The organism is Rhizobium sp. USDA 4016, assembly GCF_056279705.1.
In genome coordinates this window covers 1,857,694-1,875,446 of sequence record NZ_JBWCCY010000002.1, presented here as the reverse complement: position 1 = coordinate 1,875,446, position 17,753 = coordinate 1,857,694, and the positions used below count along the sequence as shown (strand labels likewise).

13 protein-coding genes are annotated in these 17,753 nt (G+C 58.5%); 5 read left to right on the top strand and 8 right to left on the bottom strand.

Going from position 1 to position 17,753, the window contains the following annotated elements:
* Window positions 1–64: 64 nt before the first annotated feature.
* Window positions 65–2,071: a putative bifunctional diguanylate cyclase/phosphodiesterase gene (locus tag ACZ9DP_RS10020; RefSeq protein ID WP_476201474.1), complete on the bottom strand. Its 2,007-nt coding sequence runs from the start codon at window positions 2,069–2,071 to the stop codon at window positions 65–67.
* Between the two features lie 470 nt (window positions 2,072–2,541).
* On the opposite strand from ACZ9DP_RS10020, the gene ACZ9DP_RS10015 reads away from it, so the two are divergent.
* Window positions 2,542–2,745, top strand: coding sequence for a response regulator transcription factor (locus ACZ9DP_RS10015; protein ID WP_022716742.1), 204 nt, complete (start codon window positions 2,542–2,544; stop codon window positions 2,743–2,745).
* A gap of 21 nt (window positions 2,746–2,766) precedes the next feature.
* On the opposite strand, the gene ACZ9DP_RS10010 is transcribed toward ACZ9DP_RS10015, so the two are convergent.
* Window positions 2,767–3,537: a hypothetical protein gene (locus ACZ9DP_RS10010; RefSeq protein ID WP_476201472.1), complete on the bottom strand. Its 771-nt coding sequence runs from the start codon at window positions 3,535–3,537 to the stop codon at window positions 2,767–2,769.
* Between ACZ9DP_RS10010 and ACZ9DP_RS10005 the strand changes: the two genes are divergently transcribed.
* Entirely contained in the window at window positions 3,520–4,020 is a 501-nt protein-coding gene (locus tag ACZ9DP_RS10005) for a hypothetical protein (protein WP_476201470.1), read from the top strand. The genes ACZ9DP_RS10010 and ACZ9DP_RS10005 overlap by 18 nt on opposite strands.
* 35 nt (window positions 4,021–4,055) lie before the next feature.
* Here the strand turns inward: ACZ9DP_RS10005 and ACZ9DP_RS10000 are convergent, their stop codons facing one another.
* From ACZ9DP_RS10000 to ACZ9DP_RS09975, 6 genes are all read right to left on the bottom strand, one after another.
* Window positions 4,056–5,270 (bottom strand): ROK family transcriptional regulator, encoded by a 1,215-nt coding sequence (locus ACZ9DP_RS10000; protein ID WP_476201468.1) that lies wholly within the window; start codon window positions 5,268–5,270, stop codon window positions 4,056–4,058.
* Window positions 5,271–5,378: 108 nt separating this feature from the next.
* Window positions 5,379–8,399 (bottom strand): alpha-mannosidase, encoded by a 3,021-nt coding sequence (locus ACZ9DP_RS09995; RefSeq protein WP_476201466.1) that lies wholly within the window; start codon window positions 8,397–8,399, stop codon window positions 5,379–5,381.
* Between the two features lie 28 nt (window positions 8,400–8,427).
* Window positions 8,428–9,270 (bottom strand): carbohydrate ABC transporter permease, encoded by an 843-nt coding sequence (locus tag ACZ9DP_RS09990; RefSeq protein WP_476201465.1) that lies wholly within the window; start codon window positions 9,268–9,270, stop codon window positions 8,428–8,430.
* The gene (locus ACZ9DP_RS09985; RefSeq protein ID WP_476201463.1) at window positions 9,267–10,199 is read right to left on the bottom strand and encodes a carbohydrate ABC transporter permease; all 933 of its coding nucleotides are present in this window, start codon (window positions 10,197–10,199) and stop codon (window positions 9,267–9,269) included. The genes ACZ9DP_RS09990 and ACZ9DP_RS09985 overlap by 4 nt, the downstream gene beginning before the upstream one ends.
* 90 nt (window positions 10,200–10,289) lie before the next feature.
* Window positions 10,290–11,573 (bottom strand): extracellular solute-binding protein, encoded by a 1,284-nt coding sequence (locus ACZ9DP_RS09980; protein ID WP_372431615.1) that lies wholly within the window; start codon window positions 11,571–11,573, stop codon window positions 10,290–10,292.
* 280 nt (window positions 11,574–11,853) lie between these two features.
* The gene (locus tag ACZ9DP_RS09975; protein WP_074071522.1) at window positions 11,854–12,741 is read right to left on the bottom strand and encodes an AraC family transcriptional regulator; all 888 of its coding nucleotides are present in this window, start codon (window positions 12,739–12,741) and stop codon (window positions 11,854–11,856) included.
* A gap of 212 nt (window positions 12,742–12,953) precedes the next feature.
* Between ACZ9DP_RS09975 and melA the strand changes: the two genes are divergently transcribed.
* The 3 genes from melA (at window position 12,954) to ACZ9DP_RS09960 (ending at window position 17,752) form a co-directional block, all read left to right on the top strand.
* Window positions 12,954–14,420: an alpha-galactosidase gene (gene melA, locus ACZ9DP_RS09970; protein ID WP_476201462.1), complete on the top strand. Its 1,467-nt coding sequence runs from the start codon at window positions 12,954–12,956 to the stop codon at window positions 14,418–14,420.
* Between the two features lie 119 nt (window positions 14,421–14,539).
* A complete protein-coding gene (locus ACZ9DP_RS09965) occupies window positions 14,540–16,627 on the top strand; it encodes an ABC transporter substrate-binding protein (protein ID WP_476201460.1) in 2,088 nt (695 codons plus the stop codon).
* A gap of 117 nt (window positions 16,628–16,744) precedes the next feature.
* Entirely contained in the window at window positions 16,745–17,752 is a 1,008-nt protein-coding gene (locus tag ACZ9DP_RS09960; protein ID WP_194731446.1) for an ABC transporter permease, read from the top strand.
* Window position 17,753: the final 1 nt, after the last annotated feature.

Sequence of the window (17,753 nt, the reverse complement as noted above, 5' to 3'; positions counted from 1 at the left end):
CGCGATGGTATGCGGCGCTTTTGTCAGACAAGAAGCGGCCAGACGCTTGGCTTCCGAAGGCTTCTCAGCGCGACTGGGAAGGCGAGCCTTTGCGCAAGAGTTTCTCGACGTGACTGAAAGGCAGAGGTTTTCCGAAGAAATATCCCTGAATTTCGGTGCAGCCGTGCTCCCTCACTTGATCGAGCTGGTCGGTCGTTTCGACGCCTTCGGCAGTGGTCGTGATACCGAGGCTGGATCCCAGATCGACCACCGCCTTCACGATGGCGGCGCAATCCTTGGAATCTCCAAGTTCACGGATGAATGATTGATCGATCTTGATCTTGTCAAACGGAAAAAGCCTCAGATAGCTCAAGGAGGAATATCCGGTACCGAAGTCGTCCATCGCGATCCGCACTCCAAGTCCCTTGATGTGGTGCAGGGTTGCCAGGGCCGTCTTGCTGTCAGTGAGGAGGACGGATTCGGTGATTTCGAGTTCAAGCTGAAAAGCCGACAGACCGGAATCAGCAAGGGCAGAAATAACCGTATGGGTAAGCGAGGGGCTTCTGAACTGGACTGGGGAAAGGTTCACCGCAACCCTTACATGCCCCGGCCAGCTTGCGGCATCTTTGCAGGCCTGGCGCAACACCCATTCCCCGAGTGGCACGATCAAGCCGGTTTCTTCCGCCAGCGGGATGAATTCAGCCGGTGAAACCAGGCCCCGCTCGGGATGGTGCCAACGCAAGAGCGCTTCGAAGCCGACAACCTCTTCGGTTCCTGCATTGACCTGCGGCTGATAGTAGATTTCGAACTGGCGCCCTGCGATAGCCTGCCGAAGGTCGACTTCGAGTTTGCGCCGCTTCTGGATGCCGGCATCCATTGCAGGCTCGAAGAAGCAATAGGTGCCTCTGCCATCCGTTTTTGCTTTGTAGAGAGCGGTGTCGGCATTCTTCAGCACACCATCTGCCGTGTCGCCGTCGTCAGGAGCTATCGCAATGCCGATGCTTACCCCGATTTGAACAGGCTGCCCCTCGACGATAAACGTTTCGCCGATAGCATTGACAAGTCTTTGTGCAAGTGCCGCGGCGCGTTCCTTCGTTTGGACCTCCTCCTGAAAGACGACGAATTCGTCGCCGCCCAGCCGAGCAACGCTATCGCCCTCACCCAGGCATGTCTTCAGCCTGTCGGTTACGGCCTTCAGCAGGAGGTCGCCGACGGCGTGCCCCAATGTATCATTCGCACGTTTGAAGTGGTCCAGATCCAGGCATAACAGCGCGCAGCGCTTTCCCCCGTTACCAAGGGCCAATTCCTTTTCAAGCTTCTCACGTAAAAGCGTGCGATTGGGCAGGCCAGTCAGCGGGTCGTGACCAGCCATGTGTTTGATCTGTTCTTCGGCGCGCACGGATTCGGTGACGTCTTCATGGGTTGCGACGTAGCCGCCGTTTTCCATCGGGTTATGTGTGATCTTTATCACCCTGCCATCCATCAAGACGATATTCTCACTGGCGGCGGAACCCTTTAGCGCGGCCTCGACGACAACATCGAAATACGCCTCCTGCTGAACCGGCGCGTTTCCAGCTGTTTGCCGATAGTCGAGGATTTGCAAAAGAGGCGTCCCCGGCCGTGTCAACGTTTCGGGCAGGTCGTACAAGCGACAATAGCCTGCGTTGCACAGCAACAGGTTCTTGTCAGCATCGAACATGCACAGACCGTGCGGCATGTTTGCCAGTGCCGCATCGAAGCGGCGGTTCTGATCGGCCATATCCTTTCTTATGCTGGCCAGCGCCGAAATATCATCACAGCTGATCAACCATCCGCCGTCGTCCACCGGCGTGGAGGTCAGCGAGACGATCCTCTCACCGACTGAGATCTCCTGATAGAACAAGGTTGAACGTGTGAGGAGATGCGTGAGCCAGCTCTCTTGACTGTCGTCGGATTGCTGCGTCCGGCCAAGGATCGGAATCTGAGCAGCCATCCTTGTCGCACTGACGCCGACTTCAATAGCCCCTCTGGGGGCCTGCAACAGTTTCCCTATCCGATCGTTGAAAATCACAACCCGTAAGTCTGCATCCAGCAGCGCGACACCCTGCTGCATAATCTCCAGAATACGGAAGGAACTAAGCATAATCTACCTTTGCAACAGCCGACATAAAACGCAACCGTAAAGTGCGCCGGATGCAATCACAATGCCTTTTTTTCAAAATTGCTCAACCAGGTCGTGTTGGCGATCGCTTCTGCGCGTGCAAACAAGCCGACACTTCCGGCATGATTGCCGTCGTGCTTCGCTCCGCAAGTGCTTATATAAGGGCCCAGGTTCTGCCATTGAGAGAAACAGCGAGCTAGAGACTGACGGAGATGCTGCGAGCCTTAACGGTTCGATGCCGTCTGAACGGAACAATGGGTGCGGTCGAGACCGCCGCAATGCTCAGACCGCGTAGCGGTGGCGCATTGTTGCACAAGGTGCACCCAGAATTCTTGAAAACGGGTTCGTTCTGCCTCCGGCGAGCGCACGACGCACCTATATCTATTAGGAGCCACGCAATGCGTTAAGCGAAGAGGAAGAACTTGAACGAGATCCACATCACCAAGCGAGAGAGGGAAATCCTGACGCTCATGTGCGACGGAAAGAGCGCGCAGGAGATTGCGATCATCCTCGGGTGCTCGGTGCATACCGTGCGAACGCATATCGAAGCGCTGAAGGATACATTTGCAGTCTACAAGGACACAGCTCTGGTGGCCGCGGCGCTAAGGACAGGCGTGATTGAATGATGAAAGTGTCACGCCTGTTCTTTAACGTGCACAGAGAAATGGCCGGCGCGCTGCGGCAGTTCGCCTGTTCCGGCTGCCGTTTGAGGGCGGCGCCATTCCTTCAGTTTGCCCGTAAACGCATTTTTTCATTTTGATGCAGGCGAAGACCCGGTATTGCATTGTCGATCGTATCGGGAATGGCTTGATTTGAAAATAGGACGGCGGCTTTCGGTATCTGGCGCATCGAGGGGGCGGGATCGCAACGATGATCGTCCAGGCATCAGCCCGGTCGACATTGCAGATCACAATTCCCGCACGGCCATGGGGCTCCTGCGCCGCTTTGGGCCGCTTACCCGCCAGGAGCTTTCCAGGCATCTTGGGCTCACGGAGCCGGCTATAACGGGGATTATGCGCCGCCTGGCCGATGCGGGTCTGGTCAGCGGGAAAAAGCGTCCCACAACTGCGCACTACACGGCGCTCGAGTTCTCGTTGCGAGCCGACGCCGCATATTCCTTGGGAATCCGCCTCGGTGCGCATGGCGGCGAAGCTGTCGTCATGGATCTTGCCGGTAGGATCCTTCAACAACACGCCTTCACAAAACCCGAAGAAATCAAGAAGGCTGTTTTGCACATCCGGCATGCCGCTGGCCTCTCTGGCAGACTGCTGGGATGCGGCATCGCTCTCTCTGCCGGGTTGGCACTCGATCGGAAAGCCATTGAGGATACCCTTGAATTGGACGTTGGCCCGCTCTTTTTTCTGGATGACACCGAGGCGGCGGTCAATGCCGAGCGTATGTTGGGCATAGGCGACCACGAAGGCGGTCTGGTGATCGTCATCGTCGACGAGACTGTGCGCGCCGGGCTTTTGATCGGCGGGCGGCCGTTTCGGGGTGTTCACGGATTGGCGGGCCAGATCGGCGACATGCGCTCGGGTGTTGATGGCGCGAGCCTGAACGAAGTCGCGACGTTGCCCTCGCTCAAAGAGTACCTTGCAGCCCACCCGGGCGAAACGGATGGCTGGGTGGCGATTGCTGCGCGCCATCTTCATGAGGCGGTCCTGGCGATTTCAGGATTTATCGCTCCGGGCGCCATCCTCATCGGTGGTGCTCTGCCCGACGATGTTTTCGAGGCAATCTTTGCGCGCCTGTCGCGCGAACGGGACGACAAAATTCGCGATCTCGTGATCGCGCCTTGGATACCCTCCGTGCGGCGTGCGTCCTTTCCGTGGGCAGGGGTCGCCGTCGGCGCGGCATTACGGCCGTTTTCCGACACACTTTTGCCCGCTGACCGTCCATGATCTTTCGGGCGTGGCTTGACGCGCCCTGCCAACCGTCACGCAACCGTGACCGGGTCCTGGGACTGTCGGCTGCTGATTGGATTTCGAAACCTCTGACCCGGTTCGGCGGATGGCAACCCCAGACGATGGGCAAGCGGGATTGCGGCAGCACCGAGAGCCGCGGCATCTTCCGAGCCGGCCGCCCGGTGAAGGGACGGCGCTCGTGCGCCAAGCCGGGTAATCTCCTCGTGGACGTAGACAAGCAGTTCATCGATTAGACGGACAGGAAAGCGGCCACCGATGAGAACGCCTTCCGGATCAACGATCATGCCGATATCGACAATTGCTTGGGCAAGCTTGACGCTGATCTTTCGCAGCCAGCTGCTGACGCGGCTGCGTCCCGCGTTGTCGAGGTTGAGAAGATCTCCCGGGGTTGTCGCTTTGATGCCGTTGCGCTCAAGATAGTCAAACAGGATAAACAGCGAGAACATTTCGCCCAGCGGCTGGGTGCTTCCTGCAAACGGGCCATCATCAAAGACGACCGGCAGCCAGCCAATTTCTCCGCCGATTCCGCTGGCGCCTTTATGACGGACCCCATCTATGACGAGGCTGCCGCCGAGACAGGCATTGGCGAGGATGTAAAAGAAACTGCCGATTTCCGTGCCGAGACCATACTCGATTTCACCGAGTGCAGCAGCGTTGGCGTCATTGTCGATGAACACCGGATGATCGGAAATTGCCTCCAGCGCACCGCGCACGTCATAGCCAACCCATTGCCGGTATTCTGATGGAAAGCCGACGACTTTAACCTCTCCGAGCCAGTCAGGAATAGCAAGGCCAATCCCCGCCAGACGAGCTTCTTCGATGACCCTGCGGCGTCGGAAGGAGGATAGCGCGTCTGCCATCAAGTTCGCGAAGTCGTCCGGTAGCAGAAAGCGCCTTTCGTGATGGATGCGTCCGCGCACCGTGCCGGCTGCATCCACAGCGACGATCGTCAGGTGATCGCGATCGATATTCGCGCCGACCGAAAACACGCCTTCGGGATCGATCTCCAGCTCGATGGCAGGTTGTCCGCGCAGGCCGTGCCTGCGGCGGGCCTCCATAACGAGACCCTCATCGAGCAATCGATCCACGATGCGGGTGACGGCTTGTTTCGTCAGCCGCGATTGGTGGGCAAGCTCCGTGCGCGAGATCGGGGCGCCGCGATGAATTGCGGCGAGAATCATGGCCCGATTGGCCGCCGCAGCCTGCTCCGTATTCGAGCCCGACATTATCAATCCCGGTATCCCTTCGCCGTGACCTAATCTCAACGCAAACTAGGCGATTGTAGTGGATGCGAAAAGCGCCCCAAGAGCGCTGTTGCATCGAGCCGTATCGCATCAAGTCCTGACTATTCGCCAGCTCTTGACCTCAAAGGGGCGCAAACCGGCATTCGGCACCTCCATCGGCTCTTCGAGGATACTGACGACGCCCATGTTTTGCCAGCGCGGCGGAAGGCGTAACTCAAAATTCCCGCGCCGCCCGGCAGGCTCGTACACGCGCACGATGAGGCCATCGCCGTCCTCCGAGGGCTTGACGGCGGAAAGTGCCGCATCAATCCCGACGGCGGCAAGCGGCTGCCATCTGCCCGTTGCGCGATCTGTGACGGCGACGGCCAACAGCGGTTGGTTTAGATCTTCGGCCTCCTCCCTCACACCCCCTTCGTACCACGTGCCCTCATGTGGCATCAGTGAATAGGTGAAAGTCTGGATGCCTTCGTCGGCAAGCGGATCGGGATAGACCGGCGCGCGCAGGAGGGAGAGGCCCAGGACATTGCCGCGCACGCTGTGGCCATACTTTGCGTCATTGAGGATGGCAACGCCAAAACCAGGCTCCGAAAGATCGGCAAAGCGGTGGGCAGGTGCTTCGAACATCGCAGCGTCCCAGGACGTGTTCGAATGGGTCGGACGTTCCACGACCCCGTAGGCGCATTCGCAGGTCGCCCTCGCGTGACGCACGGCAACGCCCGTGAGCGTGCGAAGGAAGACACGTCGGTCATGCCAGTCGAGTTCTGTCTGTATGTCCAGCCGCCGCGCGTTGGCACCAAGCGACAGAACCTGCGTGATGCGCGAGTGGCGCCAGGTTCGAACGATCTTGATCGCCGCCCGGTGGGGACCGTTCTCAAGCAGTTCAAGGCTGTCGAGATGAGTGATCTCTTCGCCACGAGCCGCGTAGTCTTCTTCGACATCCCAGGCGTCCCAATTGCGCGGCTTGTCGGCAGGATAGACGAAAAGCCGATTGCCGCAGCCCTCAAGCGCCTCACGGCCTGTTGGCTTGTGCAAAATGCTGGCGATCGAGCCGTCGTTGGCAAGCCTCACTTTCAGGACAGCGTTTTCCAGATAGTCGCGCCCAGCCGAAAGGCCGGTCTTTGGTTGGAGAGCTTCGGTCGCCAGTACAGCAATCCCAAGCGGCGCGATCTGTCCCTCGGCCGAGATTGTGCTGCCGTCTGATAGCGTCAAGCGGATGGGACGCTCAGACAGCGACGGATTGACCACCAGAACATTGTTGCCTTCTCCAACCGGCAGTTGCGCGGCTATCGATTCCATCGCCGCCATTTGAGTTGAGCGCGCCTCTGCCACGACTGCGTCGAGTTCGTTGGCGGCATCGACATAGACCTCGGCAATCGAGGAGCCGGGCAGGATGTCATGAAACTCGTTCTTTAAGACGACACGCCATGGGCGCTCCATTGATGCCGGCTGCTCGCCCCCCAGAAGATAAGCAAGGCCGGCCAGCGTCTCGGCGGTAACCAGACTGCGCTCTGCTTTTCGGTGCAGCCGCTTAACGGCGCTCTGACTTGTGAGCGTTGCGCGGTGCAGTTCGAGATAGATTTCGCCTTGCCAGACTGTCAGGTCCTTCCTGGCTGCCGTGTCATGCGCATCCTTGAAGAAGTCGTGGACCCTTGTCCAGCGTGCTTGCGGCAAAGCCGGGAAGAAGCGCAGTTGCTCTTCCCGCATAATCATTTCCGGCGTCACGCCGCCGCCGCCATCGCCATAGCCCACAGCAAGCAGCGTGGTTTCGTGCTTGTCCTTCTGGCGGAAGTTCTTCCAGGTCGGCACGAAACAATCCGGGCGCACGAAGCCATTGTAGCCCTGCATCGGATTGTCGAATGTGTGGGCAAGGACCCTGCTGCCATCGAGCCCTTCCCACCAGAAGAGGTCGGCCGGGAACTGATTGGTTTCCGACCAGTTGACCTTGATCGTGAAGAAGCTGTTCATGCCGCCTTGACGCAGGAGCTGGGGCAGGGCGCCGGAAAAACCGAAGCAATCGGGAAGCCAGCAGACGGTATGGCGAATCCCGAAGGTCTTTTCGAAATAGCGCTGGCCATAAAGGATCTGCCTGCTGAGGCTCTCGCCGGTCGGCATGTTGGTGTCGGGTTCGACCCACATGCCACCAAGCGTTTCCCATTGGCCTGCCTTTGCCCGCTCGATGATGCGCGCCAGCAAGCCTGGATCGTCTTCGGCAATCTGCGCATAGTAGTGGGCTGTGGACTGATTAAAGCGGAAATCGGACGATTGCTCCATGAGCGACAACGCCGTGTGGAATGTACGGCGCATCTTCCGCCGGGTTTCGCTGTAAGGCCAAAGCCATGCAAGATCGATATGCGCATGCCCGGTCAGTGCGATTGCGCCTTGCGGCGGAAAACGCTCGCGCAGTTGCTTGAGCTGTCCAACAAGTGTTTCGTAGGCTTCGAGCACGCTGGCCCGCTGGCTCTGATTAAGACCTTCAGGTGAAACCTCAAGTGGCGGCAACTGCCAGATCTTCTGCTGGACCGGCGAGGGCGCCGTACGCGCGACATAGGCGGCGGTGGCCGACGGCCAGTCGAGGCCGCGCATGGCGTGTTCGGCGACATCCAGGAGATGCGGAATGACCTCGTGGCCGTCGAGGATTTCGGCCGCCTCGGTGATCTGCCGCAAGAGCAGCCAGAGCCTGTCAACGGCAGTGTCCAGCCAGATGACTGCACCACGTTCCAACCTCGGGTGCCGCACGGGTTCTCCAAAGGGCAGGCGCGCGACAGTTTCGGAAGAGATGCGGATGCTGCGCGAAGGGACAAGGAATTCCCGGTGATAGGGATCGAGGCCGAGCCGTGTCTCATTGCCCGTCTCGTCGGCGATCGTGATCAGGCTTTCGCCGCCAAGGTCAAGCACGAGCCGAGCGTCGTCAAGGCGCCAATGGCCGGGCAAGGTGATTGCGCCGGAAAAGCGCACCGTGCCGTTTTTGCGTGGCCATGAGTCGCCGATTGCGATCGGCTCTCCTTCAAAGGTCCAGCCGTCTATCTCAATTGTTTCGCGCGAACGCCAGTATTCCAGCTCTGCGATACGGACGCGAATGCGGTCGAGGCGTTGGGTCAGAGTAAGCGTCATGATGAGATCCTGAGATGTGAATGCAATGTCAGCCCTTGACGGCGCCCTCCGTCATGGCGCCGAGGATGAGCCGCTGGAGGGCGAGAAAGGCAACAATGGCTGGAACGACCGATACAAGGCAGGCCGCCGCCAGCAACTGGAGGGAGGAGTCGTTTTGTGTTCCGGCATACTGGAATATCCCCACGCCAATGGGCATGAGCGATTCCTTGCTGATGAGAAGAAATGGGACGAGAAACTGCGACCAGCCGGCGATGACCGAGATGATGAAGGCTGAGGCGATGCCTGGTGCCGACAAGGGAAGGATGATGCGCCAAAAGACGCTAAAATGACCGCAGCCGTCAATGACGGCAGCTTCGTCGAGGCTCTTCGGAATGCCGTCGATTGAGCCCTTCAATATCCACGTCACCATTGGTACCGCGAGTGCAATATAAACCATCGTTGCACCAAAATGGCTGTCGGTAAGGTGAAGTGCTGCCATATAGCGGTAGAGCGGCACCATGATCACAAGCGGTGAAATCATCTGAAAGGCGAGCAGGACCATCATCCAAGCTCCCTTGCCGCGAAACGGAAATCGGGAGAAGGCATAAGCTGCAGGCAGCGCCACGATCAGGCAGCCGATTGCGCTGCACGAGGACAGGATCAACCCATTCCAAAGATATCCTGCGAACTTGTCGGAGGATAAGATGGCGCCGAAATTATCCAAAGTTGGCGCTTTGGGGATGAGACGGCTCACGCCCAGAAAGATTTCCTTGCGCGTTCTTAGCGCAAGCGACAGCAGCCAAAGCAACGGCCAGGCGAAGAAAAGAAACGTTATAGCAAGGAACAGATAGCTTAGCGCATCGCCAATGCGATCTTGTCTGAGAGGCCTCAAGTCGGTTCTCCTCTTGGCAGAAAACGCGCATAGACGAGTGCAAGGCCAAGGCTGATTGTAAGCATCAGGATCGACAAGACCGCGCCGGCTGCAAGGTCGTAATTTCGGAACACGACATTGAAGGTGTATAGCGAGAGAACCTCGGTCGCGCGGCCGGGGCCGCCGCCGGTGAGCGAAATGATTGCGTCAAACGTGTTCAGGGTCTGGATCGTGATGAGGATCATGTTGACGAGGATAGCGGTCCGCAGCTGGGGTAGAGTGATATAGATCAGCCGTTGCCACGGATTTGCGCCGTCGACTTCGGCAGCCTCGTAAAGAACAGGATCGATGGCCTTGCTCGCCGCATACATCACAACCATCGAGAACGCCGTGCCGCGCCAGACATTGGAAATTACGACCGACCACATGACCATGTGCGGATCCGACAACCACTGCACAGCCGGAACGCCGATCAGGCGCAAGAGACTGTTCAATCCGCCAAACGGCGCTTCGTTGAAAAGCATTTTCCAGATGATGCCTCCGGCAATGCCCGGAACAACCCAGGCGACGAGGGCTGTTGTTCGCACGATCGTCGAGCCGAAGAGCCGGCGCTTTTCGCTGTGCAAAACAATCAAGGCGATGAAAAGCCCGAAGAATTGCTGCACAACGACGCTCGACGCGGTGAAGACGAATGTCACCCACAGGATTTGCAAGAGCTCGGGCTTTGACAATGTGGTGACGATCGTCTGCAGCGTATATTCTTCGTCCGTGCCAAGCAGCGAGACGTTGGTGAACGCAAAACGAAAGACGTCAAGCAAGGGGTAAAGATAAAAGACGCCAAGGATAAGAATGAGCGGCATAAGCCAAGGCAGCGGGGAGGGACTATGGCGTCCGGCGGCATTCCTGCCGATCCTCTGGGGGCCTCTGGCGGCAATGCTTGCATCCATCATCGGTCCGATCCGGCCATTTCATCGTTAGGCAGCGGTTGCACGGGCTTCCTGGCGGCACGAGGCGTTCCGGCCCGCGCCGCCAGGTGGTGTTCAGCTGCGTTTGAAGGCGCTAAGCGAAGCGCCGAATGCCTCGTCCACGGCGGCTTCGGTTGGCTGGACGCCCGTCAGCACCTTGCCCATCATGATCTGAATCTGATTTGAGATTTCAGGATAGACGGGTGCGCCGGGCCTTGCCTGCCCGAACTTCAGCGCTGCCGCAAAGGTCTTGTTGGCGTCTGAGGAAAACACCTCGTATTTGTCATAGAGATCGGCGCGGGTCGGAAGCTGTTCCTGCAGCGCATTGGCAGGTCCCATATAGATATCGCGGGCAAGTTCTGCGCAGAGCTTTACCTTTTCAGTGTCCTTGCTGAAAGCCGCCACCGTCCAGCCGCCGGTGCCCGTTGAGCGCTGGTCCGCTGCCGGACCAGGAAGCGGGGAAAAAGCCCATTTGGCGAATTCATCGGCATCAAGCGCTGTTTTGAGCTGCGCGTATTGCCAGTTGCCACCGACGAATAGCGCCGTCGTGCCGGCCGCAGCCGCTGCATTGAAGTCGTCATAGTTGCCGATTGTCGCCACGCGTTTCGGAGCGGCTCCGGACTCAACGAGATCGCGGTAATAGTTGACGGCTTTGATGAACTTGTCGCGATTTTCGCCCTCGCCAAAGATCGGCTTGCCATCGTCATCCACCAATTTGCCGCCTTGGGCCCAGAAATTGGCGAGCCAGTCGAATGTTGTTCCTTCATAGCGGCCGCCGTTGAACAGAACGCCTTCCATTCCCTGCTCGACCGAGGAAAGGGCCGCCTTCTTCAAGTCGTCCCAGGTCTGTGGCGCATCAGGAACAATTTCCTTGTTGCGGTAAAGGACACGAAGGTCCGTCGACCACCACCATGCGTAGATGTTGCCGTCCGAGCCGGTTATGCCTTCGCGGATAAAGGGGAAGAGCTGGTCAATTTCCTCTTTGGTGAAGTAAGGTGAGAAGGACTGCAAGACGCCGGCTTTCTTGAAGAGCGGCAACACGAAGGAATCGACGGCTGCACAATCGGGGGCCGATCCCGATTTGGCCTGCTCGAGCATGCGCGCTTGTTCCTGTCCGATATCCCCCGACATCATCTGCAACTCGATCTGCCAGTCGGAATGCTTGCCGATGAAGTCGTTGAACAGCTTGCTGTAGCCTTGGGCGTAAGCCGGCTCGTTGTTGCGCGGACCATCCGTGGTCATCCGGAAAATCAGCTTGTTGGGTGCGTCGGACTTGCCGACGATGTCGCCCGTGATGGCCTCTTGTGCCGGGCTGTCATGCGGCGCGGCTAAGAAAGTGGTCGCCGCCAGTGCAAGAATGAGTGCTGTATTCCTCACGAGTCTCTCCTCCCGGGTCAGGATCCGATTTGAGCCGCTGCCTCCAACAACGCTCCGATCCGCGAAAATAGATTAAGTCACATTCATTTGGTGTCAAGGTTCGATCGGGCTGGAAATATTGATCAAAAAATATCGCTTCTGTCGGCTCCCCCGGACTGAAAAAAGGCTCTGGCTCCAATGTCTTTGCGAGCAAGCAGGCAATACGGAAATTTCCCTGTGTCATTTCCGGCGGCGACGCGCTGAGATCTCAGCCGGGACCCGATCATGTCGATCGATGTCTGGCGTTGCCGATGCTTGCATACATGCCCGTGGTTCGAAACTCTGTGGGCGTGATGCCGTAAACGCGGCGGAAGACCTTGGAAAAATAGTTGGAATCTTCGAAGCCGCACATGATCGAGACCTCCTTGACCGGCAGGAAGTCGGCCTTCGTCAAAAGTTTTGCCGCACGCTGCAGCCTTTGCTGCAGCACATATTCGGCAGGCGGCATGCCTTCGCTTTCCGCGAAGCTGCGGGAAAAATGCGCGCGGCTGAGGCCGACGATGCCCGCAAGTTCGCTCACCGGCAATGGCTGGTCGAGATTGGCGTGGATATGATCGATCACCGGCTGCATGGCGCTGAGGTCTGCCGCAAAAGCCGGAGAACCGAAGACGTCGTCATAAAGCGCCATGGCCGCCTCATAAGCGATCGCCGACGCTGCTCCGGGCGTTGAAGCACCCTTGACAAGGCGAAGGCTGCAGTCGGCGAGATGATCAATGGTCGATGGCTTGAGCCTTAGAACCGGACCGGCCAGCCCAAGTACCATCTTGTGGATTCTCAGCGTCTCCTCACCGTGCATCGATATCCAGAAATATTCCCAACGGTCGCCCTTTTCGAGCCAGTAGCGGTGATTGTGTGGCACGAGAACCAAAAGCGTATCGCCGCTTTGGAGCCTGTAATTGCGGTTCTGGTAGCGTAGGCGGCCCGTGCCGCTGATCGTGTGCTGCAGCACGGTAAAGGGGGTCTGGCCGCGCCGCCTGCCGTCCCAGTCGTAGACTTCGTTTTCCCGCACCTCATAGCCAGCACTCGTCGGCATGGCGTGCAGGCGCTGGCGCCCACGCGGCAGGGAGATTGTCCTCATGGACTGGCCGTTGGCGATCAAATCCCGCAGCACAAAATTACCCTCGAAAGCATAATCCTTCTCTGGCCACCTCCGCGAATATCCGCATAATCCCCCTTCATTAGAGGAAGAGATTGCGGTCGAGAGAACGGCCGGGAGGAAATATAGGCGTTATTTATGCTTTTTCGGACTGCATGCGCCGGCATGTGGTCTTTCCTCTCCTGCCCGTCCTTTACCTAGCATCTGATCAGGTTGAGGTGAAGATTATGAGTTTCAAAATCGCTATCATCGGGGCAGGCAGCGTCGGCTTCACCAAGAAGCTGTTTACGGACATCTTGTGCGTTCCCGAGTTCAAGGATGTCGAATTCGCGCTGACGGATCTCAGTGAACATAACCTTCAGATGATCAAGGCGATCCTCGACAAGATCGTTCAATCGAACAAGCTGCCGACCAGGGTCACGGCGACGACCGACCGCCGCAAGGCACTCGAAGGCGCTCGCTACATCATCAGCTGCGTGCGCGTCGGGGGGCTCGAAGCCTATGCCGACGATATCCGCATTCCGCTGAAATATGGCATCGACCAATGCGTCGGCGATACGATCTGCGCCGGTGGCATCCTTTATGGGCAGCGCAACATTCCCGTCATTCTCGATTTTTGTAGGGACATCCGCGAAGTCGCTGAACCCGGCGCAAAATTCCTGAACTATGCAAACCCGATGGCGATGAATACGTGGGCTGCGATCGAATATGGCAAAGTCGATACGGTCGGTCTGTGCCACGGGGTGCAGCATGGGGCCGAACAGATTGCCGAGGTTCTCGGCGCAAGGTCGCTTTCGGATCTCGATTACGTCTGCTCCGGCATCAATCATCAGACCTGGTTCATTGACCTGCGCCTCAACGGCCGCAAGATCGGCAAGGACGAGCTTTTTGCGGCCTTCGAAGCGCATCCGGTCTATTCGCAGCAGGAGAAGCTGCGCATCGATGTTTTGAAGCGCTTCGGCGTCTATTCGACGGAAAGCAACGGGCACCTTTCCGAATATCTGCCGTGGTATCGCAAGCGTCCGGAGGAAATCACCAAGTGGATCGACATGTCCGACTGGATCCACGGTGAGACAGGCGGCTATCTCCGTCACTCGACGGAAACGCGCAACTGGTTCGAGACGGAGTTCCCGCAGTTTCTTGAATCGGCGTCGAAGCCAATCGATCCGTCCAGGCGCTCCAACGAGCATGCAAGCCATATCCTTGAGGCGTTGGAGACCAACCGGGTCTATCGCGGCCACTTCAATGTCAAGAACAATGGCATCATCACCAACTTGCCGGCCGACGCTGTCATCGAGTCGCCCGGTTTCGTCGATCGCTTCGGCATCAACATGGTCTCCGGCATCACCCTTCCGGAAGCCTGTGCGGCAACGTGCATCTCGTCGATCAACGTTCAGCGCATGTCCGTCCATGCAGCGATCAGCGGCGATATCGAACTGTTGAAGCTTGCCGTGCTGCACGACCCCTTGGTCGGCGCCGTCTCGACGCCCGAAGAGGTCTGGCAGATGGTCGATGAAATGGTCGTGGCTCAAGCCCGCTGGCTGCCGCAATATGCCGATGCTGTGCCGGCTGCGCAGGAGCGTCTGTCGAAATCGAGCGTGAAGACGCGTGATTGGGCCGGCGCTGCTCGCCGCAGCGTGCGCTCGATCGAGGAGCTGCGCGCAGAAAAGGCGGCCTTGAAACAGGCCGTTTGAACTTCGTGGAAGGCGGGTTGCGGCGGTTTTCCGGGAGGAAAAGCTGTCGCCTCAGACCTGATTTCACGCCGCTAGAGGAGAACGGAGAGCGCAAGCGCTCCGAACAAGAGGGAGAGACGATGAGACATTTTCGCAAAATTGGCGTTCTCGCCGGACTGGCGCTGAGCGTCTCGGCCGCGGCCTTGAATGCCTATGCATCCGAACCGACCGTTCCGCCGGCGCCGGCGCCGTTTCCGGCTGAAGGCAAGATCAAATACGTTGCCCGCGACTCCATTTTGGAGTTCAAGGCGCTGCCGGAATATAACGAACCCGACTGGGTGAAGAAGAATTTCGTCGACACTGGCAAGCTTCCGCCGGTCAAGGATCGGCTTCCAAAGGAGCCGCTGGTCTTCAAGACCGAAAACATGCCCGATGGTATCGGCGTATACGGCGATACGATGCGCCATGTCATCGGCGGGCGGCCAGAAGGGTGGAACTACGGCGCGGGCCAGACGCAGGGCTGGGGCGGTATCGATATCGGCCTTTCGGAATGCCTGACGCGCACCGCACCGCTCTTCCAGGTGGAGGCCAAGGATACCGAGCCGCTTCCGAACCTTGCCAAGAGCTGGGAGTGGTCCGAGGACGGCCACAAGCTGACGATGCACCTGATCGAAGGTGCGAAGTGGTCAGACGGTGCCCCTTTCAACGCCGATGACATCATGTTCTACTGGGAAGACGAGGTTATCGACCCGAACGTCTCGCCCCTCGGCGGGGGCGCATCGCCGGAAGCCTTCGGCACCGGCACGACCCTGAAGAAGATCGATGATTATACCGTCGAATGGACCTTCAAGGAGGCCTTCCCGAAACAATATCTCTACACGATGGCCTATCCCAACTTCTGCCCGGGTCCATCGCATCTCCTGAAGCCGAAGCATCCCAAATATTCGAAGAACACGTACGACCAGTTCAAGAATGCGTTCCCGCCAGAATATATGAATATGCCGGTGATGGGCGCCTGGGTGCCTGTCGAATACCGACCGGACGACATCATCGTGCTGCGCCGCAATCCCTATTATTGGAAGGTCGACGAAAAGGGCAACCAACTCCCCTATCTCAACGAGCTGCATTACAAGCTTTCGACCTGGGCGGACCGTGACGTTCAGGCGGTCGCGGGCTCGGGCGACTTTTCGAACCTCGAACAGCCTGAGAATTTCGTTGCTTCGCTGAAACGCGCTGCCGAAAAAACGGCACCCGCCCGTCTCGCCTTCGGCCCCCGGTTGATTGGCTATAACCTGCGCATGAATTTCTCGGCCAACGGCTGGGGCGATCCGGATGCGCGTGGCCAGGCGATCCGCGAGCTGAACCGCAACGAGGATTTCCGCAAGGCTGTCACGATGGCGTTCGACCGCAAAGCCATCGGCGATTCGCTCGTCAAGGGACCGTTCACGGCCATCTACGCCGGCGGCTTGTCCTCCGGCACGAGTTTTTACGATCGGCAATCGACGCTCTACTATCCATACGATCTTGAGGGCGCGAAGGCCGGACTTGCCAAGGCGGGCCTGAAGGATACGGATGGTGACGGCTTCGTGAACTTCCCCGCCGGGCAGGCGGGCGGAAAGAACGTCGAAATCGTGCTGCTCGTCAACAACGACTATGCCACCGACAAGAGCCTCGCAGAAGGCGTCGTCGGCCAGATGGAGAAGCTAGGCCTCAAGATCATTATTAATGCGCTCGACGGACCGAAGCGCGATGATGCGCACTATGCCGGCCGCTTCGACTGGCTGATCCAGCGCAACACCACGGAACTGGCTTCGGTCGTGCAAAATACAGAGCAACTCGCCCCTGTCGGCCCGCGCACCAGCTGGCATCACCGTGCCGGCAAGGACGACCAGCTCGACCTGATGCCCTTCGAGAAAGAGCTTGTCGATATCGTCAACAAATTCAGGACAAGCCAGGACAATGACGAGCGGGTCAGGCTGATGAAAGAGTATCAGAAGCTTTCGACGGAGCACGTGAACACCGTCGGCCTCACGGAATATCCGGGGGCACTGATCATCAACAAGCGCTTCTCGAACATCCCGCAGGGCACACCGATCTTCATGTTCAATTGGGCTGAAGATTCCGTCATCCGCGAACGCCTGTGGGTGGCTGCCGACAAGCAGCAGAAATATGAACTTTTCCCCGAGCAATTTCCCGGCAAGCCGGGAGAAAAGGGTCCGCTGAACTAGAGCTCCCTCCCAAATGAAAGTGAGCTTCCGGCCGCGCGTGGCGCGCGGCCGGTCATAACCAACAAGCCGGCCGCGCTGCCGAGGAGCGACTGGCGGCAAGGAGAAGCGAACCGTCCGATGTTACGATTCCTGCTCGTGCGCATAGCCTCAGCGATCCCTGTGCTCTTCATCCTGAGCGTGGTGACCTTCGCGATCATTCAGGCACCGCCTGGCGATTACTCCGATTACATTCGCTCCCAGCTCATCAACCAGAGCGGAGCCTCCTATGCGCAGGCGGAGGCGCAGGCCCAGGCCTACCGCGTCGAGCACGGCCTTGATCGACCGATGGTCATCCAGTATTTCAACTGGATCGGCGGTATCGTCACCCGCGGCGATTTCGGCTACAGCATGTATTATAACAAGCCGGTTGCCGACGTCGTCGGAGAGCGCCTGCCGCGCACACTGCTCTTGGCCCTCGTGTGCCATCTCTTTGCCTCCGTGCTCGGCATCACCTTCGGCATCTGGGCGGCGACACGCCAATATTCCTGGATCGACAGCCTTCTTTCCGGCATTTCTTTTCTCGGCATGACGGTGCCGCGCTTCTTGATGGCGCTGATCATCGTCTACCTGCTGGTGTTCCAATTCAACATTTCCGAGATCGGCAGCTTCTTCTCGCCGCAATATGGCGGCGCGCCATGGTCGTGGGCGAAGTTCGTCGATCTGGTCAGTCATGTCTGGCCGGTCGTTGCGATCGCCACATTCGGGGGACTCGCCTACAATATGCGCGTCATGCGCGGCAATCTCCTTGATACGCTGAACGCGCAATATGTCGAGACGGCCAAGGCGAAAGGCTTGACCGGCAGCGCGGTCGTCATGCGCCATGCGGTGCCCAACGCGCTGCATCCGCTCGTCATGTATCAGGGCGTCGTGCTTCCCTACATGCTGACGGGAGAAATCGAGACGGCGATCATTTTCGCCCTGCCGACCGTCGGTCCTGCCATCGTCGGCTCCATGGCGATTGGCGATGTCTATGTTACGGCGACCTTCATGATGGTGCTGTCGGCAACGCTGATTGTCGGCAACATCATCGCCGATATGCTGCTTGCCCTGCTCGACCCGCGTGTCCGTCAGTCTGTAGGAGCCTGAT